Annotated in this window: 17 protein-coding genes and 1 tRNA gene; 15 read left to right on the top strand and 3 right to left on the bottom strand. The window is 63.0% G+C overall.

Features of this window, described 5'->3' with window-relative positions; all coding sequences use genetic code 11:
* Positions 1-22 precede the first annotated feature (22 nt).
* On the top strand, positions 23-625 hold the full coding sequence (locus AC3CB8_RS05895; RefSeq protein ID WP_352564383.1) for a nucleotidyltransferase family protein: 603 nt from the start codon (positions 23-25) through the stop codon (positions 623-625).
* 90 nt (positions 626-715) lie between these two features.
* Here AC3CB8_RS05895 and AC3CB8_RS05890 read toward each other — a convergent pair whose 3' ends face one another.
* Positions 716-1,711: an aldo/keto reductase gene (locus AC3CB8_RS05890; protein ID WP_023781775.1), complete on the bottom strand. Its 996-nt coding sequence runs from the start codon at positions 1,709-1,711 to the stop codon at positions 716-718.
* A gap of 96 nt (positions 1,712-1,807) precedes the next feature.
* Here AC3CB8_RS05890 and AC3CB8_RS05885 point away from each other — a divergent pair, with 96 nt between their 5' ends.
* The 5 genes from AC3CB8_RS05885 (at position 1,808) to AC3CB8_RS05865 (ending at position 6,783) form a co-directional block, all read left to right on the top strand.
* The gene (locus tag AC3CB8_RS05885; protein WP_352564386.1) at positions 1,808-2,698 is read left to right on the top strand and encodes a LysR family transcriptional regulator; all 891 of its coding nucleotides are present in this window, start codon (positions 1,808-1,810) and stop codon (positions 2,696-2,698) included.
* Between the two features lie 59 nt (positions 2,699-2,757).
* On the top strand, positions 2,758-3,330 hold the full coding sequence (locus AC3CB8_RS05880) for a cytochrome b (RefSeq protein ID WP_352564388.1): 573 nt from the start codon (positions 2,758-2,760) through the stop codon (positions 3,328-3,330).
* A gap of 69 nt (positions 3,331-3,399) precedes the next feature.
* Complete coding sequence (locus AC3CB8_RS05875) at positions 3,400-3,975, top strand: YceI family protein (RefSeq protein ID WP_023772319.1); 576 nt, start codon at positions 3,400-3,402, stop codon at positions 3,973-3,975.
* A 123-nt stretch (positions 3,976-4,098) separates the two neighbouring features.
* A complete protein-coding gene (locus AC3CB8_RS05870) occupies positions 4,099-5,085 on the top strand; it encodes a Gfo/Idh/MocA family protein (RefSeq protein WP_023772318.1) in 987 nt (328 codons plus the stop codon).
* 39 nt (positions 5,086-5,124) lie between these two features.
* Entirely contained in the window at positions 5,125-6,783 is a 1,659-nt protein-coding gene (locus AC3CB8_RS05865) for an FAD-binding dehydrogenase (RefSeq protein WP_352564390.1), read from the top strand.
* A gap of 80 nt (positions 6,784-6,863) precedes the next feature.
* On the opposite strand, the gene AC3CB8_RS05860 is transcribed toward AC3CB8_RS05865, so the two are convergent.
* Both AC3CB8_RS05860 and AC3CB8_RS05855 read right to left on the bottom strand, forming a co-directional pair.
* A tRNA-Arg gene (locus tag AC3CB8_RS05860) sits at positions 6,864-6,940 on the bottom strand.
* A gap of 255 nt (positions 6,941-7,195) precedes the next feature.
* Positions 7,196-8,683, bottom strand: coding sequence for an ATP-binding protein (locus AC3CB8_RS05855; protein ID WP_023781793.1), 1,488 nt, complete (start codon positions 8,681-8,683; stop codon positions 7,196-7,198).
* Positions 8,684-8,959: 276 nt separating this feature from the next.
* On the opposite strand from AC3CB8_RS05855, the gene rpmH reads away from it, so the two are divergent.
* From rpmH to yihA, 9 genes are all read left to right on the top strand, one after another.
* Positions 8,960-9,094, top strand: a complete 135-nt coding sequence (rpmH, locus tag AC3CB8_RS05850; protein ID WP_008833937.1) for a 50S ribosomal protein L34 — start codon at positions 8,960-8,962, stop codon at positions 9,092-9,094.
* Positions 9,095-9,108: 14 nt separating this feature from the next.
* The gene (rnpA, locus tag AC3CB8_RS05845; protein WP_352564392.1) at positions 9,109-9,462 is read left to right on the top strand and encodes a ribonuclease P protein component; all 354 of its coding nucleotides are present in this window, start codon (positions 9,109-9,111) and stop codon (positions 9,460-9,462) included.
* 14 nt (positions 9,463-9,476) lie between these two features.
* Entirely contained in the window at positions 9,477-11,297 is a 1,821-nt protein-coding gene (gene yidC, locus AC3CB8_RS05840; protein ID WP_352564394.1) for a membrane protein insertase YidC, read from the top strand.
* A gap of 369 nt (positions 11,298-11,666) precedes the next feature.
* Positions 11,667-11,885: a hypothetical protein gene (locus tag AC3CB8_RS05835; protein ID WP_352564396.1), complete on the top strand. Its 219-nt coding sequence runs from the start codon at positions 11,667-11,669 to the stop codon at positions 11,883-11,885.
* A gap of 134 nt (positions 11,886-12,019) precedes the next feature.
* Entirely contained in the window at positions 12,020-13,990 is a 1,971-nt protein-coding gene (locus tag AC3CB8_RS05830; protein ID WP_352594893.1) for a protein-L-isoaspartate(D-aspartate) O-methyltransferase, read from the top strand.
* Between the two features lie 198 nt (positions 13,991-14,188).
* Positions 14,189-14,749, top strand: coding sequence for a fasciclin domain-containing protein (locus tag AC3CB8_RS05825; RefSeq protein ID WP_023772312.1), 561 nt, complete (start codon positions 14,189-14,191; stop codon positions 14,747-14,749).
* A gap of 338 nt (positions 14,750-15,087) precedes the next feature.
* Entirely contained in the window at positions 15,088-15,222 is a 135-nt protein-coding gene (locus AC3CB8_RS05820) for a hypothetical protein (RefSeq protein WP_023772311.1), read from the top strand.
* Positions 15,223-15,343: 121 nt separating this feature from the next.
* Positions 15,344-15,982, top strand: a complete 639-nt coding sequence (locus AC3CB8_RS05815) for a CatB-related O-acetyltransferase (RefSeq protein ID WP_352564484.1) — start codon at positions 15,344-15,346, stop codon at positions 15,980-15,982.
* Positions 15,979-16,638, top strand: a complete 660-nt coding sequence (yihA, locus tag AC3CB8_RS05810; protein WP_023772309.1) for a ribosome biogenesis GTP-binding protein YihA/YsxC — start codon at positions 15,979-15,981, stop codon at positions 16,636-16,638. Before AC3CB8_RS05815 ends, yihA begins: the two co-directional genes overlap by 4 nt.
* Positions 16,639-16,744 lie beyond the last annotated feature (106 nt).

Genomic DNA, 16,744 nt, shown 5'->3' with positions numbered 1-16,744 from the left:
GCGAATCGCTCTCCAAAGGGCGATGGACCATCTGCGCTATTCTGGGCTCTCCTTCGAGAAACAGCGTACGGCTTTTCTCGGCATCGTCGCTGCCGACCCGCTGCTGGCCGAAACGCTGGCGAGGGTCGTCATGCTTGCGCTGCCGGATTGGCTGGTGGTTTCCGGCGTGCTTTACAACAGCGTCTGGAACCACCTGACCGGCAAGCCATCGGGCTACGGCATCAAGGATGTCGACCTGTTTTATTTCGACGACTCCGACCTGTCCTACGAGGCCGAAGACGCGGTGATCCAACGGGCGGCCAGGCATTTCGAAGGATTGCCGCTGCCGGTCGAGGTGCGCAACCAGGCGCGAGTGCACCTGTGGTATCCGCAAAAGTTCGGCCGGCCCTGCCCGCGCTATGCGAGTGCCAGTGAATCCGTCAGCTATTTTGCCTCGAAGACCCATGCGGTCGGGGTTCGATATGATGCGGACGGGCAGCTGGACCTCGTGGCGCCGTTCGGGCTCGACGATCTCTTCTCGTTTCGAATTACGCCCAGCCGGCTGATGGACAACCGGAAAACGCATGAGGAGAAGGGCGCGCGAGCGCGGGCCTATTGGCCGGAGATTACGGTGGTGCCGTGGTAGCAAATTTGAGATGTCGGCGGGCCAGCGCGTCCAACTGTCTATGCCATGCGACAAAAGCGGCGCCGAAGCGCCGCTTTTCAGCTTGTGTGCTCACCCATTCACCAGCGCCAGCAATTCTTCGGTATAGCGCTTGCCCATTACCTTATCGGGGGACAGCGCATCGCCGATCGTCGCGACCTCTGCCGCGCTCATCACTATGTCAGCCGCCGCCGTATTCTGCTCCAAATGGCGGATTTTTCGCGCACCCGGGATCGGCACGATGAAGTCGCCTTGGTGCAGCACCCAGGCCAGCGCCAGCTGCGCCGAGGTGACGCCCTTCTCCACTGCCATCCTTTCCAGCGTGGCGATCACCTTGGCATTGGCTTCCATGGCGTCGGCCTGGAAGCGCGGCAAGGTGCGGCGCCAATCGTCGTCGCTCAGGGTCTCCGGCTTTGCGATGGTGCCGGTGAGCAGGCCGCGGCCGAGCGGGCTGTAGGGCACGAAGCCAATGCCCAACTCGCGGCAGACGGCGAATATCTCGTCTTCCGGGTCGCGGCTCCACAGCGAATATTCGCTCTGCACCGCGGCGATCGGGTGCACGGCGTGTGCCCGGCGGATGGTGCCGGCACTCGCCTCCGACAGGCCAAGCGCCCGCACCTTGCCCTCGCGCACCAGCTCGGCCATGGCGCCGACCGTATCCTCGATCGGCACCTCCGGGTCGACGCGGTGCTGGTAGTAGAGGTCGATGACATCGGTTCCGAGCCGCTTCAACGACGCCTCGGCGACGGCCTTGACGTGCTCGGGACGGCTGTCCACACCGGCCATGCGATCCATGCCGGTGCCCTCCTCCAGTATCTTGAAGCCGAATTTGGTCGCGATCGTCACCTTATCGCGAACCGATCTCAGCGCCTTGCCCAGCAAGATCTCGTTTTCGAAGGGGCCGTAGACCTCGGCCGTGTCGAAGAAGTTGACACCGATCTCGACGGCGCGGTGCAAGGTAGCGATCGCCTCGGCTTCCGGCTGGCCGCCATAGGCAAAGCTCATGCCCATGCAACCGAGGCCGACCGGGAAGACTTCAAGTTCAGTTCCTAGCTTGCGGGTTTTCATCACGCATCTCCTTGTTGTGATGCCCAGGAAATAACGCCTTGCCGCACGTTCGATAATCGGCTCTTCTTCGTACGGGTCGTTCCATGAAATAGATCAATGAACCGAGCACATCTCTCACAGCTTGCGGTGCTGGCGACCGTTGCCCAATGCGGCAGTTTTCGCGGCGCGGCCAGGGAACTGGCGATAGCTCCCTCCGCGGTGAGCCACGCGGTCTCCAGCCTGGAGGCACGGCTTGGCGTGCGCCTTTTGGCGCGCAGCACGCGCAGTGTCGCTCCGACCGAGGAAGGCGCGCAATTGCTGGAGCGATTGCGCCCGGCGCTTTCCGAGATCGACCTGGCGCTGGAGACGGCCGTCGAAGCCCGCGACCGGCCCGCCGGGAACTTGCGGCTCAGCGTGCCGCGCACGTCAGCGCATCTGGTGCTGACGCCGCGGCTCAGCGCCTTTGCGTCAGCCTATCCCGACATCGTGCTGGAGATCATCATCGAGGATCGCTTCACCGACGTGGTGGCAGGCGGTTTCGATGCTGGTGTCAGGCTCGGCGAGAGCCTGCAGCGCGACATGATCGCGGTGCGCATCGGGCCGGACATTCGCGGCGCGGTGGTGGGCGCCCCATCCTATTTCGAGGCCATACCCCGGCCGCGCCATCCGCGCGACCTCGCCGAGCATCGCTGCATCCGCTTCCGCTTCTCCAGCGGCATTCTCTACCGCTGGGAATTCGAAAAGGACGGCGAGGAGGTCGAGATCGCGGTGCAAGGGCCGCTGATCCTCGACGAGGACCATCTGATCGCTCAGGCCGCGGTCGACGGCGCCGGGCTCGCCTTCGTTTTCGAGGACTATGTCCGCGCGCCGCTTGCCGACGGACGGCTGATCCGCGTGCTGGAGGACTGGTGCCCACCCTTCGACGGATTCTTCGTCTATTACCCAAGCCGCCGCCAAATGCGGCCGGCGCTGAGGGCTTTCGTCGATTTCTTCAAGGTGAGCGGGTAGGCAACTCTCCTCCTCGTCGGCAAGGGGAAGAAAGCTGACCGCGCCAACGTTCGCCTCGCATGCAGGCTTCAATCACCAACACCGCGACCCGCTATGGATGGGCAACCATCGTCCTCCACTGGCTGATCGGGATTGTTTTCATCGGCCAGTTCATGCTCGGCTTCGTTATGGTCAGGACCCCGAGCCAACGCACGGCCTTCGAATTGATCCAGCTGCATAAATCCCTGGGCTTTCTGCTGCTTGGGCTCATCATCCTGCGTATCGCCTGGCGGCTCGGCAATGCGGCACCGCCCTTGCCGCCTTCTGTCGGCGCCCTGGAGCGCCGCTCGGCGCCGCTGGCGCATCTGGCGCTCTATGCCTTCCAGATCGCCCTGCCCCTGTCAGGCTGGGCGCTGGTGTCGGTCTCGACGCTGGAGATTCCCAGCATGCCGTTCAACCTGTTCGTGATGCCTAACCTGCCGCTCGCCGAATCCGATGCCGCCGAAAGCTTTTGGACGTCGGCACACTGGTATCTCGCCTATGCCGGCGCGGCGCTTGTCGCCCTGCATGTCGCGGCGGCCCTGCGCCACCATTTCCTGCTTCGCGACGGGGTGCTCACGCGTATGATCACGCCTTCGTCAACCGGGGAATAGAACGCGCCTTGGTCTCGTTTGTGGGGTGAGGACGCCAGAGAGCGCTGCCTCCTAACAAGGAACACCCCAATGCGTGCGCGAATCCTTGGATTGGCGGCTGCCGCCGCCTGCCTGGCCATGCCTGTTTACGCGGCGGTCGTGCTCGGCGACGCCGCCGGCAGCTATACAATCAGCCAAACTGGGTCCGCGATCCGCTTCACCATCGGCAAGGCCGGGGGAGGCGGGTTCGACGGCGCCTTTGCCCGTTTCAAAGGCATGATCCGCATCGACAACAATGATGTCAGCCGTTCGAAGGTCGACCTCACCATCTATCCCGAAAGCGTCGGCACCGGCCAAGGCCGCATCGATGCGTTCCTGCGCTCCGACGCGGTGTTCGACGCGGCCAACAGTCCCGAAATCCAGTTCCGCTCGACCAGTGTGACCCGCACCGGCGACACGTCGGCCCTTGTCTCCGGCAGGCTGACGGCGCGCGGCAAGACGTTTCCGGAAAAATTCACCGCCGAGCTCGACGGGTTGAAGGGCGGGACGATCAAATTCCATGTCACCGGCAAGGTGCTGCGCTCGCGTTACGGCATGGATGTCGGCACGCCGCTGTATTCCAACGTCGTCGATTTCGACATGACGCTGACCGGGAAAAGGGGCTAGCGCGCGGCTGAGGTACCTGTGTCCCTGCCCCCTTTTCATGGGCGAGGAACCGAGCGACCCGCATTGGCTTTTCCAGCGATTTCAGGCAAACCTCATTGCCTGTAATCGACATGGAGAAGCGTGATGTTCCGATGGGGTGTGTTGTCGACGGCCAAGATCGGCCGCGAGCAGCTGTTGCCGGCAATCGTCGAAGCGGAGAACGGCGTCCTGTCGGCGATCGCCAGCCGCGACCTGTCGAAGGCCAAGGCATTGGGCGACCGCTTTGGCGCGCGCCATGCGTTCGGCTCCTATGAGGAGTTGCTCGCTTCCAACGAGGTTGACGGCGTCTACATCCCGTTGCCGACTTCGCAGCATGTCGAATGGACTGAAAAAGCCATCGAAGCAGGCAAGCATGTGCTGGTTGAAAAGCCGCTGGCACTCGATGCCAAGGACATCGCCCCCCTCATCAAGCTGCGCGACCAGAAGAAGGTGCTGGTCTGCGAAGCCTTCATGGTCATCTACCATCCGCAATGGATCAAGGTACGTGATCTCATCGCCAGCGGCGCCATCGGCCGGCTGCGCCATGTGCAGGGCGCCTTCTCCTACTACAATGTCGACCCCAACAACATGCGCAACAAGCTCGATCTCGGCGGCGGCGCGCTGCCCGATATCGGCGTCTACCCGACCGTGTCGACGCGCTTTTCGACCGGCAAGGAGCCGCTGCGCGTACAGGCGACGATCGAGCGCGATAAGACATTCGGCACCGACATCTATTCATCGATCCGCGCCGATTTCGGCGATTTCGAACTGTCCTTCTACCTGTCGACGCAGATGGCGGCGCGGCAGGTGATGGTGTTCCACGGCGAGAAGGGTTTCATCGAACTGTTCTCGCCCTTCAATGCCGGGCTCTACGACCATCACCGCGTCGAGTTGCACAACCAGAACCACACCGAGGCGCAGGTGTTCCGCTTTCCCGGCACGCAGCAATACCGGCTGGAAGTCGAGACCTTCGCGCGGGCAGCACTTGGCGGCAAGGAGCGGGTGTTCACGCTGGAGGAATCCGTGCTCAACCAGAAGGTCATCGACGCCATCTTCCGCGCCGGCGACACAGGCGGCTGGGAAACCGTCTGAAACCCGCCTTACATAGCCGGCTAATTCTGGGGAAGAAAAATGGCTGACGACGCGGATGTGATCATTGTCGGCGCCGGCCTTGCCGGACTGGTTGCCGCCGCCGAGCTTGCGGAAGCGGGCAAGAAAATCATCATCGTCGACCAGGAGCCGGAGCAATCGCTGGGCGGCCAGGCGTTCTGGTCATTCGGCGGGCTTTTCCTCGTCGATTCACAGGAGCAGCGGCGCATGCGCATCCGCGACTCCCATGACCTGGCGCTCGAGGACTGGATGGGCACCGCTGCTTTCGACCGGCCGGAAGACCACTGGCCACGCAAATGGGCCGAGGCCTATGTCGGCTTTGCCGCCGGCGAGAAGCGCTCCTGGCTGATCGAGCGCGGGCTGAAATTCTTTCCTGTCGTCGGCTGGGCCGAGCGCGGCGGCGGTAACGCCATCGGCCACGGCAATTCGGTGCCGCGCTTCCACATAGCCTGGGGCACCGGTCCTGGCGTGCTCGAACCTTTCGTGCTGCGCGTGCGCGAGGCGCAAAAGCGTGGATTGATCGACTTCAGGTTTCGTCACCGAGTCAATGCCCTGACACGGACGGGTGCGGCCGTGACCGGCGTACAGGGGGACATCCTGCAACCGAGTCCTGTCGAGCGCGGCCACAAGAGCCCGCGCGACGTCTCAGGCGATTTCGCGTTGCAAGCTCAGGCGGTGATCGTCGCCTCCGGCGGCATTGGCGCCAACCATCAGCTGGTGCGGGAAAACTGGCCCAAGCGGCTGGGCAACGCGCCGCAGCGCATGATCACCGGCGTGCCGGACCATGTCGATGGCCGCATGCTGGCCATATCAGAACAAGCCGGCGGCAAGCTCATCAACCGCGACCGCATGTGGCACTATGTCGAGGGCATCAAGAACTGGGCGCCCATCTGGACGGACCATGCGATCCGCATCCTGCCCGGCCCATCCTCGCTGTGGCTCGATGCCCGGGGAAAACGCCTGCCGGTGCCACTCTATCCGGGCTTCGACACGCTGGGCACGCTTAGCCACATCATGGGCACCGGCTTCGACTATTCCTGGTTCATCCTGACGAAAAAGATCATCCAGAAGGAATTCGCGCTGTCGGGCTCGGAGCAGAACCCGGATCTGACCGGAAAAAGCTGGCGCCAGGTACTCGGTCGCGCCACGTCGGGCATCCCGGCTCCGGTCAAGGCGTTCATGGAAAAGGGCGAGGACTTCATCGTCGAGTCCGATCTTTCGAAGCTGGTCGCGCGCATGAACGCGCTGGCCGGCGGCGAACCGCTGCTAGACGTCGCAACGGTCGAGCGCGAGATTCGCGCCCGCGACATGCAACTCGACAATCCCTTCTCCAAGGACATGCAGGTCACCGCGTTGCGCGGCGCGCGCGCCTATCTTGGCGACCGCCTGATCCGCACGGCAAAGCCGCACAAGATGCTCGACCCGGTGAACGGTCCGCTGATCGCGGTGCGCCTCAACATCCTGACCCGCAAGACGCTCGGCGGCCTGCAGACCGATCTCGACAGCCGCGTGCTCGATGCCGACGGCCAGCCGGTGCCTGGCCTCTATGCGGTCGGTGAAGCGGCAGGCTTCGGCGGCGGCGGCGTGCATGGCTACGCTGCGCTCGAAGGCACGTTCCTGGGCGGCTGTATCTTCTCGGGCCGTAGCGCCGGCCGGGCGGCGGCACGCTCGGTGGGGTGAGGCGTCAACGGCGCGTTGCCGGCACTTGGCTGAGCCGCTGCCATCGGCCGTGCAACCAACAAACCGCAGCTTAGGAAATTTGGCGCGCCCGAAGAGATTCGAACTCCTGACCCCCAGATTCGTAGTCTGGTGCTCTATCCAGCTGAGCTACGGGCGCGCATCAGGCCATGTTTTCGACAGCCCCGCGATCCGGTCCGAAAGACCGGCCACGAATGTGTGCAGTTCCCTAACGACTGAATTTGCGAAAAGCAAGCCGATCCGGCAAAGTTTTGTCGCAAGCCTGTCATGCGGCGATGCCGGCGCCGATGCCGGCACTTCGAGCCGCTGTGACCGGCCTGATCCAGATGTTCGGGAACTGTTGAGGAAAGCGGCGGGTCAGGAAGGGGTAATCCCGGGAAACGGCACGGGGCCGTCAGGCCGGGCGGCGTAGGCTGCCACGGGCCTGGTCGAGCCGCACCGGCTGGTCGGGGATGGTGACGGCGAATGTGGTGCGCCCGCCGATCGATTCAACCAATTCCACCGTGCCGCCATGCGCCCTGATCAGTTCATGCGCGATCGCCAGGCCAAGGCCGGTGCCGCCGCTGCGCGCCGAGCCGCGGAAGGCCGCGAACAGGTTTTCGCGCGCCTTCGGCGGCAGGCCGGGGCCGGTATCGGTGACTGCGATCCGGCTGACGCTGCCCATGCGCTCGGCCGAGACCGCCAGCCGCCGCACCACGGCGCTTTCGGTATCGGCCGCCATCGCCTGCACCGAGTTGCGGCAAAGATTGGTGAGCACACGGAAGAGCTGGTCGGAATCGGCATCCACCTCGAACGCCATCTCGACGGCGTTGATGAACTCGATGCCCTGCTCGATGTCGAGCAGGCCGTGCACGTCCTCGACCAGTTGGCGCAGCCTAACTCTGCGGCGCGACGGCGGCGGCTCCTGCGTGCGGCCGTAATGAAGCACGCCCTCCGAATAGGAGACGGCGCGGTCGAGCGCGCGCAACAGTTTCGGCGCGAAGGCCTGCACGGTCGGATCCTTGATCAGGCGAAGGCGGTCCGACATTAGCTGGGCGGAGGCCAGGATGTTGCGCATGTCGTGGTTGATCTTCGACACGGCGAGACCGAGGTCGGCCAGATGCTTCTGCTCGGCCAGCATCTTTTGCAGCCGCTCCTGCATCTGCGACAGTTCGCGCTCGGCCACCCCGATCTCGTCGGAACGGGCGGCGGGGCGGATGATCCGTCCAGGGTCGTCGGGAGCTTCCGAGAAGGAGAGCATCGAGCGCGTCATGGTGCGGATCGGCCCGATCATGATCAGGTCGATCGCCGCATAGACCAGCATGGCCGTGAACAGCGAGATCAATAGCGAGACGAAAGCGACGTTGCGCGAATAGATGAGCATGGCCTTGCGGAGCGAGTAGTCCGGCATGATCAGCTCGAACTCCTTGTCACTGTCGCCGACGGGTCCGAAGACGCGCAGCATCCTGTCGCCACCGAAAAACAGCGTATCCAGCGCGCCGGTCATGCCCTTGACCATGCCGACGCTGGCGAGATCGATGTGTTCATCGACCTGCGGCGGCATGTCGGCCACCACCAGAAGCCGCGACACGCCGCCGTCGCGAACCGCGATCGCCTTGGCGCCGATCGCCATCAGCACGTCATTCTGGGCCGTACGCGACAGCGAGGTCGACTCGCCCTGCACCAGCACGATCGACACGGCTGCGGCCGTGCTCAGCCTCTCCTTGAGCCAGCTCAGCCGGTAGCTCGCGATCCAGGGCAGGAAGATGAGCACTTCGGCCAGCAGCACGAAAACGATGGTGAGCAGCAGCAGCTTCGTCGACAGACCGCGCGACAGTGGTACCGTGCGGACAGCGGCTGACGCCGGTCCGGTCCCTTCCCCTGCTTGGCTGGCTTCGCTCATGCGACTCGATCTTCACAATCACTTGATCAGCCAAGATTAGGCGATTACGGCTTTTTTGCCAATTTCTCCCTTGGTCGGAAAAATAGATGCTCCAAACAGGTGCGTCCTTAGGGCGCCGACGCCGGATTGACTTCCAAAACCCTTCTTTCTATAAGCCCGCTCACGCTCGGGCCATTCGTCCCGGCGCGGTTTCGATCGCGCCAAAACCGGCCCGGCAAAGCTCCTGTTACAAAGTGACAGAATCAAGAAGGGCCGCACCCCGCGGTATTAAAACAAATGAAGCGTACCTACCAACCGTCCAAACTCGTCCGCAAACGCCGGCACGGCTTCCGTGCCCGCATGGCCACCAAGGGTGGCCGTGGCGTCGTCGCAGCTCGCCGCAACCGCGGCCGCAAGCGGCTCAGCGCCTAAGCGAGACGAGATCGTTGCCCGCAACCGGCAAGCCAGTGGGGCAAAATCCCGAGCGGCTTCTGAAACGCGCGGAATTCCTGGCCGCCCGTCGTGGTGAAAAGCGACGCGGACGGTTTTTCCTCGTCGAGATCCTCGACCGCGGCGACGGCGGGGTGCCGCGCGTCGGCTACACCGTCACCAAGAAGGTCGGCAACGCCGTTGTGCGCAACCGCGTCAGGCGGCGGCTGAAAGAAGCCGTCCGCGTCCATGCCGCAGATGACATGGTGCCCGGCAATGATTATGTCATCGTCGGGCGCGACGATGCGCTGCGCGCCCCTTTCGGCCAGTTGAAGGCCGAACTCTCCCGCCGACTTCGCGGAACACGATAGGCCAAGGGCTCTCGATGGAAAACAACCGGAACTTCTTCATCACCATCGCCCTGTCGGTGCTGATCCTGGCGGTATGGCAGTACTTCTACGTGCTGCCGCGCAGCGAGGCGCAGCGCGAGGCCGCCAAGATCGAGCAGCAGCGCGTCGAGGAACAGAAGAAGGCGGCCGATGCGGCCAATCCGGGCGCATCGACACCGGCCCCAGGCACGACCGCCCCCGGCGCCATTCCCAACGCCCCCGGCGGTGACGTGGTTACCGTGGCCGGCCGCGATCAGGCGCTGGCGTCATCCAAGCGAGTCAAGATCGACACGCCGAGCCTCGAGGGCTCGATCAATTTGACCGGCGCGCGGCTCGACGACCTCAAGCTCAAGCACTACACCGAGACCGTCGACAAGAATTCGCCCGAGATCGAGCTGCTCAACCCGCAGGCGCTGCCCACCGGCTATTTCGCCGAGATCGGCTTTGTCGGCAACGACAAGACCGGCGCGGTGCCGGGTGCCGAAACGGCGTGGAGCGTGGACGGCAATCCGACGCTGACCCCGTCCACGCCGGTGACGCTCACCTACACCAATGACAAGGGCCTGACCTTCAAGCGCACCTTCTCCGTCGACGCAAATTACATGTTCACCGTGTCGGACACGGTGCAGAATTCCGGCTCGAGCGCGGTTTCGCTGTTCAATTATGGCCGTGTCACGCGCTATGACAAGCCGGCCGTCGCCAGCACCTATGTGCTGCATGAAGGCCTCATCGGCTTCACCGGCACGGAAGGCCTGCAGGAACACAAATACGCCTCGGTCGAGAAGGACAAGCAGTACCAGCCCGGCAAGTCGACAGACGGCTGGCTCGGCATCACCGACAAATATTGGGCCGTCACGCTGGTGCCGACCGAAAAGCAGCCGTTCCAGCCGCGCTATGCCTATTTCGAGGATGGCCGCCACCGTTACCAGTCCGACTTCCTGACCGACCCGATCAATGTCGAGGCCGGCCAGTCGGCGACCGTCGAGACCGAGGTCTTCGCCGGCGCCAAGGAAGTCGGCAAGATCAACGCCTATGCCGAAGACCGCCATATCAAGCGGTTCGACCTTTTGATCGACTGGGGCTGGTTCCACTTCATCACCAAGCCGATGTTCTGGCTGATCGACACGCTCTACAAGTTCCTTGGCAATTTCGGCCTGGCGATCCTGGCCACCACCGTCATCGTGAAGGCCATTTTCTTCCCGCTCGCCAACAAGTCCTACGCGTCGATGGCGAACATGAAGAAGGTGCAGCCCAAGATGCTCGAGATCCGCGAGAAATACGCGGACGACAAGATGAAGCAGCAGCAGGCCATGATGGAGCTGTACAAGACCGAGAAGATCAATCCGCTCGCCGGCTGCTGGCCGGTGGCACTGCAGATCCCGGTCTTCTTCTCTCTCTACAAGGTGCTCTACATCACCATCGAGATGCGGCACGCGCCGTTCTTCGGCTGGATCCAGGATCTGGCAGCGCCCGATCCGACCTCGATCTTCAATCTGTTCGGGCTCGTTCCGGTCACGCTGCCGCATATGCTGATGATCGGCGTGTGGCCGCTGATCATGGGTGTCACCATGTTCCTGCAGATGCGCATGAACCCGACCCCGCCGGACCCGACGCAGGCTGCGATCTTCACCTGGATGCCGGTCATCTTCACCTTCATGATGGCTGGTTTCCCGGCGGGTCTCGTCATCTACTGGGCCTGGAACAACACGCTGTCGATCCTGCAGCAGGGCGTGATCATGAAGCGGCAAGGCGCCAAGATCGAGCTGTGGGACAATCTGGTTGCGCTGTTCCGCAAGAAACCTTCGCCGGCGGAATAGCCCGCGCCTCTTTGGCAAGAGAGCCCGCCCCGGCCGGCTGAGCCATAAAGTTGGGCGGTCTCGGCAAGCAAGCAGATTTGACGGCTGGGTCCTGTGATCTACAGGACTCAGCTTTTTCGTTTCAGCGATGCGGCGGCCCGGCACGCGACAAGAACAGGGACCGGGCGGGCATATTCCTGGTCTCCGTCATTGCCGGCAAATCAGCCGAACCTCGCCGCTGCCGGATTGTCCCGCATGGAACATAACTTGCGTTCAAGAGTTCGCGCAAAAGGCTTCCTAAGCTCCCGTGGGAGGATCAGGTCGGCGCGCCCCTCCAAGGCAGTGCAAAGAATCGACCTCATCACATGCTACTTGCAGAGAGGCATTCCGATGAGCAGCAACATTCACCCAAAGACAGCCAAGCCCACCAACAAGGATTTGAAGCAGAATCCCGGAATTGGCGCCTCCAGGGGCACGATCAAGGGAGGCAATCTTCTGGACGAGGACGAGGAACTGGACGGCGAGAAGACTTTCAAGGGAGATGTCGATAACGGCACCACGCCGCAAGGCGGCGTCAATCCCCGACAGACCGGGCGAACCAACCGATAAGCCTGCGCGATCGGCGTGGGCTGCCGTGGAAGATAGGATGTCCGTGCCCGGGAGCCGGGAGTGCGAATGCCACCGAAAACGACTTCGCTCTTGAGATGACGTCGATCCGATCAATCGCCTGATTGGAGACTCTCATGCTGGATTTCGAGCACGCCAGGCATCGGATGGTGGAGGCGCACATCGCGCGCCGTGGAGTGCATGACAAGCGGGTTCTGAATGCGGTGCGCCGGGTTGCGCGAGAGCAATTCGTCGACGAGGGTTTCGAGGAATTTGCCTATGAGGACAGCCCGCTGCCGATCGGCAGCGGACAGACGATCTCGCAACCCTTCATCGTGGCGAAAATGGCGGAGACGGCCGAGATCGAGGCGACCGATCGCGTGCTGGAAATCGGCACCGGCTCGGGCTACGCGGCGGCCGTGCTGGCCGAACTTGCTGAACACGTCTTCACCATCGAGCGGCATCGATCGCTCGCGCAGCGGGCGGAGCGGCGGCTCAATGCCGCCGGGTATCGAAATATCGAGGCCAGGGTCGGCGACGGCACAAAGGGCTGGCAGGAAAAGGCACCCTTTGACGCCATCGTCGTCGCGGCCGCCGGAACGTCCATCCCCCTCGGCTTGCAGGAGCAGTTGGAGATCGGCGGCAGGCTGATCATCCCGGTCGGTGAAGACCTCTACTCCCAGCGGCTCGTTCGCGTCACGCGGATTGCTGCAAACAAATTCGAGGAAGAGGACCTCGGTGGTGTCATGTTCGTGCCGCTGATCGGCGAGCATAGCGGGCACGACGAAAACGCTTCGGTGCGCGAGGTACGCTCTCCTCCATTGCCGCAGCGAATTGCGCGGGCGGCCGAAGATTTGCCGCAGATCGACGATCCGGCCTTCGGCGCAATGTTCGATCGGTTCGGCAGCCGGCGCGTCGTCCTGCTCGGGGAAGCGAGCCACGGCACTTCGGAATTTTATCGTGCCCGTGCGGCTGTCACCCGACGCCTCCTCCAGCGACACGGCTTCACCATCGTGGCTGTCGAGGCGGACTGGCCGGATGCGGCGCAGATCAACCGGTATGTTCGCGGAGGGGAGCGGCAGTCGGATGCGCAGCCGCTCTTCCGGCGCTTCCCGACCTGGATGTGGCGCAACACCGAGGTGTCCGAATTCATCGGCTGGCTGCGTGAATACAACCGGAATGTGTTCGATCATGCGCGGAAAGCAGGCTTCTATGGGCTCGATCTCTACAATATGAGCGGCTCGATCGCCACGGTGCTTGCCTACCTGGACAAGGTCGATCCCGAAGCGGCCGCCGTCGCCCGCGAGCGCTATGGCTGTCTGATGCCCTGGCAGAACGAGCCCACCACCTACGGACGCGCGGCGCTGCGGCCGGGCTATAGAACCTGCGAAGAGGCCGTTGTGCGACAGTGCATGGACCTGTTCGAGCGATCCATGACGGAGGACGGCGGCGATCTCCTCGACGCCAAGCAGAGTGCACGTCTGGTCGCATCGGCCGAGCGCTACTACCGCGTGATGTATTATGGTGGCGCCGAGATCTGGAACCTCCGCGATCGGCACATGTTCGAAACGCTTGGTCAGCTTCTCGACGCGCATGGGCCGGACTCGAAGGCCGTGGTGTGGGCGCATAACTCGCATATCGGGGACGCGCGGCATACCGACATGGGCACTGTCCGTGACGAGCTGAACGTCGGTCAGCTCTGCCGGGAGCGCTTCGGTGACCAGACGGCGCTGATCGGCTTCGGGACGGATACCGGTACTGTCGCCTGTGCCTCGGATTGGGACTGTGAGATGGAGGTAAAGGACGTAAATCCATCGCTGCCGGGCAGCTTCGAGCGGCTTTGTCACGAGAGCGGCAAACCGTCGTTCCTGCTGGATTTTGGGCGCCATTGCCAGCTCGGCGACGATCTCGCGGCGCCGAGACCGGAACGTTATATCGGCGTCATCTACAGGCCGGAGACTGAACGGCTCAGCCATTACATGGACTCGTCCGTCTCCCGCCAGTTCGACGCCTTCGTCTGGTTCGATCGAACGTCCGCGGTCACGCCGCTCAGCAAGCCGGCTGGCAGCATCGGCAAGGTACCGGATACATTCCCCTTCGGGATCTGAATGTCCGGACTTAATTCCAGTGCCTGACGGGTCGGCCTGTCCTCAATGCGCAGCCCGTGGAAAAAGCTTGGTGCGTCTAGAGCAGGCCTTCGTTCACGTTCCCGTGATCGGCGAAACTGCGAGCACTCGCGGGGCGTGACTGCTTGTGCGTTTCCAAAGGCTATCAATTCCGATCAGCCCTCACCGGAGGAAGACCACATGCGCTTGCCCACATTCAGGACCATCGCCGTATCAGCCCTTGTAGCCGGCATGGCGATTGCCGCCCCAGCCTACGCCAAGAACCCGAATGTCGGCGGCGCGCCGATGTACGCCACCAAGAACATCGTGCAGAACGCGGTCAAGTCGAAGGATCACACGACGCTGGTCGCCGCCGTGAAGGCCGCCGGCCTGGTCGACACGTTGCAAAGCGCGGGCCCGTTCACCGTGTTCGCCCCGACCAACGAAGCTTTCGCGGTACTGCCCGCCGGCACCGTCGATACGTTGCTGAAGCCCGAGAACAAGGACAAGCTCACCAAGGTGCTGACCGCGCATGTCGTGGCTGGCAAGATTTCAGGCGCCGAGATGATGAAGAAGGCGAAGGCGATGGGCGGCAAATACGAGATGAAGACCGTCTCCGGCGACACGCTCACCGCCGAGATCAAGAAAGGCAAGCTCTACATCATGGACGAGTCCGGCGGCGAGGCGAAGGTGACGATCGCCGACGTCAACCAATCGAACGGCGTCATTCACGTCGTCAACAAGGTGCTGTTGCCGAAGTAACGGCTTCTGGCGAAAGGGGGCGTTGGCAGGCCGTTGGGGCTTTCTCGGTCCGCCATCCCCGCCTCGTGACGAGGTGCCATGTTTCTTGGGAAGCCGTATCGGCGGGGCCGGGGTCCTGTCGTCCCTCACGGGACCCCGGTTTCTTTTTACGCCCTGTGAGGACGAATAGGCGTGAGCGGCGCTCAATTTCCGACCGCTTCCACCGCGTCACTCCATGACAGCGCTGTGGTCGATCTTGGCCGGCGTTCCGGTTTGCGTAGCAGGAGCACCAGCGGGATGGCAGCCAGCGAGAGGATCAGCCGCCGCAGTTCTGCACGTTTAGCTGGGATCTCCACACGATGGCCGGCGATCAGAAGGTCGTCGAAGGCAGCTTCATGCTGCCGCCCGGAGCGTCGAACGTGCAAGTCTATCAGGGCAGTGGGTTCGACAGCGCGCTGTCCAATCCGATCGTGATCTGCCGCGGCAACAAATGAGCAGTCGAGCAAGGAAGGCTCGCTCGTCAGCCGATTGATGCTATAGGGCGGATCACGTTATTTTGACCAGGCGCGCGGATTGCGGATCGGCGTGGCTGTCACTTCCTGGACGGACTTCGACATGGACGGACCCAACCCCGGCATCAGGCACCCGATCCCGATGCACACGCGCGTCGGCTTCCTGAAGCCTCTGGTGACAGTGCCGAATATCGAGATCGGCGACTTCACCTATTATGACGACCCCGACGGGCCGGACAAGTTCGCCGAAAAATGCGTGCTGCATCACTATCCATTCATCGGCGACAAGCTCATCATCGGCAAGTTCTGCGCCATAGCCGAAGGCGCGCGCTTCATCATGAACGGCGCCAACCACGCCATGTCCGGCTTTTCGACCTATCCGTTCAACATCTTCGGTCATGGTTGGGAAAACGGTTTTGACCCGGCCACGTGGTCGAAGGAAGTGCGCGGCGACACGAAGGTCGGCAGCGATGTCTGGATCGGCATGGAGGCTGTGATCCTGCCCGGCGTGGAAATCGGACATGGCGCCATCGTCGGCGCCAAATCGGTGGTGACGCACGATGTGCCGCCCTATGCGATCGTCGCCGGCAACGCGGCGAAAGTGGTCAAGACGCGTTTCAACGACAGGACGATCCGGCGGCTGCTGGCAGTGGCATGGTGGGATTGGCCTGTGGACAAGATCGGCCGCAACCTCGACGCCATCAGGGGCGCCGATATTTCTCTTCTGGAGGCAGCAGCTTGAACGTTCCCAACAGCACCGCGATCGGCACCGACCTGTTCACGCGCGGGTGGATCTTCATCCGCGGCGTGCCGGCCATGAAGTTCCTGCCGCCGGAGGGGCCGCCCGAGATTGCCTTTGCCGGCCGCTCCAATGTCGGCAAGTCGTCGCTGATCAATGCCCTGGTCAACCAGAAGGGCCTGGCGCGCACCTCCAATACGCCGGGGCGCACGCAGGAGCTCAACTATTTCGTGCCGGATGGATTTTCGGGTGAGGGCGCCGACCTGCCGCCAATGGCGCTGGTCGACATGCCGGGCTACGGCTATGCCACCGCGCCCAAGGAGAAGGTCGACGAGTGGACGAAGCTGGTCTTCGACTATCTCAAGGGCCGGGTCACGCTGAAGCGGGTTTATGTGCTGATCGATGCCCGCCACGGCATCAAGGCCAAGGACGACGAAGTGCTGTCGCTGCTCGACAAGGCGGCGGTGTCCTACCAGGTCGTGCTGACCAAGACCGACAAGATCAAGGCCGCCGGCGTGCCGCGGCTGATCGAGGAGACGCTGGCCAAGATCAAGAAACGTCCCGCGGCGTTCCCGTTCGTGCTGGCGACGTCGTCGGAAAAAGGCGAAGGCCTGGAGGATTTGCAGGCCGCGATCGTGCTCGCCGCCAATGGCGGCTAGAGCCGCATGATTCAAGGTCAAGTCGACCTGAAATTCGAATCCGCCTCTAAATCAAAGATATAGAGCATGACGTCTTCCGAAAAGCGCTTCAAACTTTTTGGCACTA

The sequence above is a fragment of the Mesorhizobium sp. P160927 genome (assembly GCF_057766385.1).
Note: the sequence above shows the minus strand (reverse complement) of the source record. Positions and strands in the feature narration are given on the sequence as shown.

Coding starts and splice junctions, on each gene's coding strand:
- AC3CB8_RS05895 (WP_352564383.1), top strand. CDS start 23: ATGGACCATCTGCGCTATTCTGGGCTCTCCTTCGAGAAACAGCGTACG.
- AC3CB8_RS05890 (WP_023781775.1), bottom strand. CDS start 1,711: ATGAAAACCCGCAAGCTAGGAACTGAACTTGAAGTCTTCCCGGTCGGC.
- AC3CB8_RS05885 (WP_352564386.1), top strand. CDS start 1,808: ATGAACCGAGCACATCTCTCACAGCTTGCGGTGCTGGCGACCGTTGCC.
- AC3CB8_RS05880 (WP_352564388.1), top strand. CDS start 2,758: ATGCAGGCTTCAATCACCAACACCGCGACCCGCTATGGATGGGCAACC.
- AC3CB8_RS05875 (WP_023772319.1), top strand. CDS start 3,400: ATGCGTGCGCGAATCCTTGGATTGGCGGCTGCCGCCGCCTGCCTGGCC.
- AC3CB8_RS05870 (WP_023772318.1), top strand. CDS start 4,099: ATGTTCCGATGGGGTGTGTTGTCGACGGCCAAGATCGGCCGCGAGCAG.
- AC3CB8_RS05865 (WP_352564390.1), top strand. CDS start 5,125: ATGGCTGACGACGCGGATGTGATCATTGTCGGCGCCGGCCTTGCCGGA.
- AC3CB8_RS05855 (WP_023781793.1), bottom strand. CDS start 8,683: ATGAGCGAAGCCAGCCAAGCAGGGGAAGGGACCGGACCGGCGTCAGCC.
- rpmH (WP_008833937.1), top strand. CDS start 8,960: ATGAAGCGTACCTACCAACCGTCCAAACTCGTCCGCAAACGCCGGCAC.
- yidC (WP_352564394.1), top strand. CDS start 9,477: ATGGAAAACAACCGGAACTTCTTCATCACCATCGCCCTGTCGGTGCTG.
- AC3CB8_RS05835 (WP_352564396.1), top strand. CDS start 11,667: ATGAGCAGCAACATTCACCCAAAGACAGCCAAGCCCACCAACAAGGAT.
- AC3CB8_RS05830 (WP_352594893.1), top strand. CDS start 12,020: ATGCTGGATTTCGAGCACGCCAGGCATCGGATGGTGGAGGCGCACATC.
- AC3CB8_RS05825 (WP_023772312.1), top strand. CDS start 14,189: ATGCGCTTGCCCACATTCAGGACCATCGCCGTATCAGCCCTTGTAGCC.
- AC3CB8_RS05820 (WP_023772311.1), top strand. CDS start 15,088: ATGGCCGGCGATCAGAAGGTCGTCGAAGGCAGCTTCATGCTGCCGCCC.
- AC3CB8_RS05815 (WP_352564484.1), top strand. CDS start 15,344: ATGGACGGACCCAACCCCGGCATCAGGCACCCGATCCCGATGCACACG.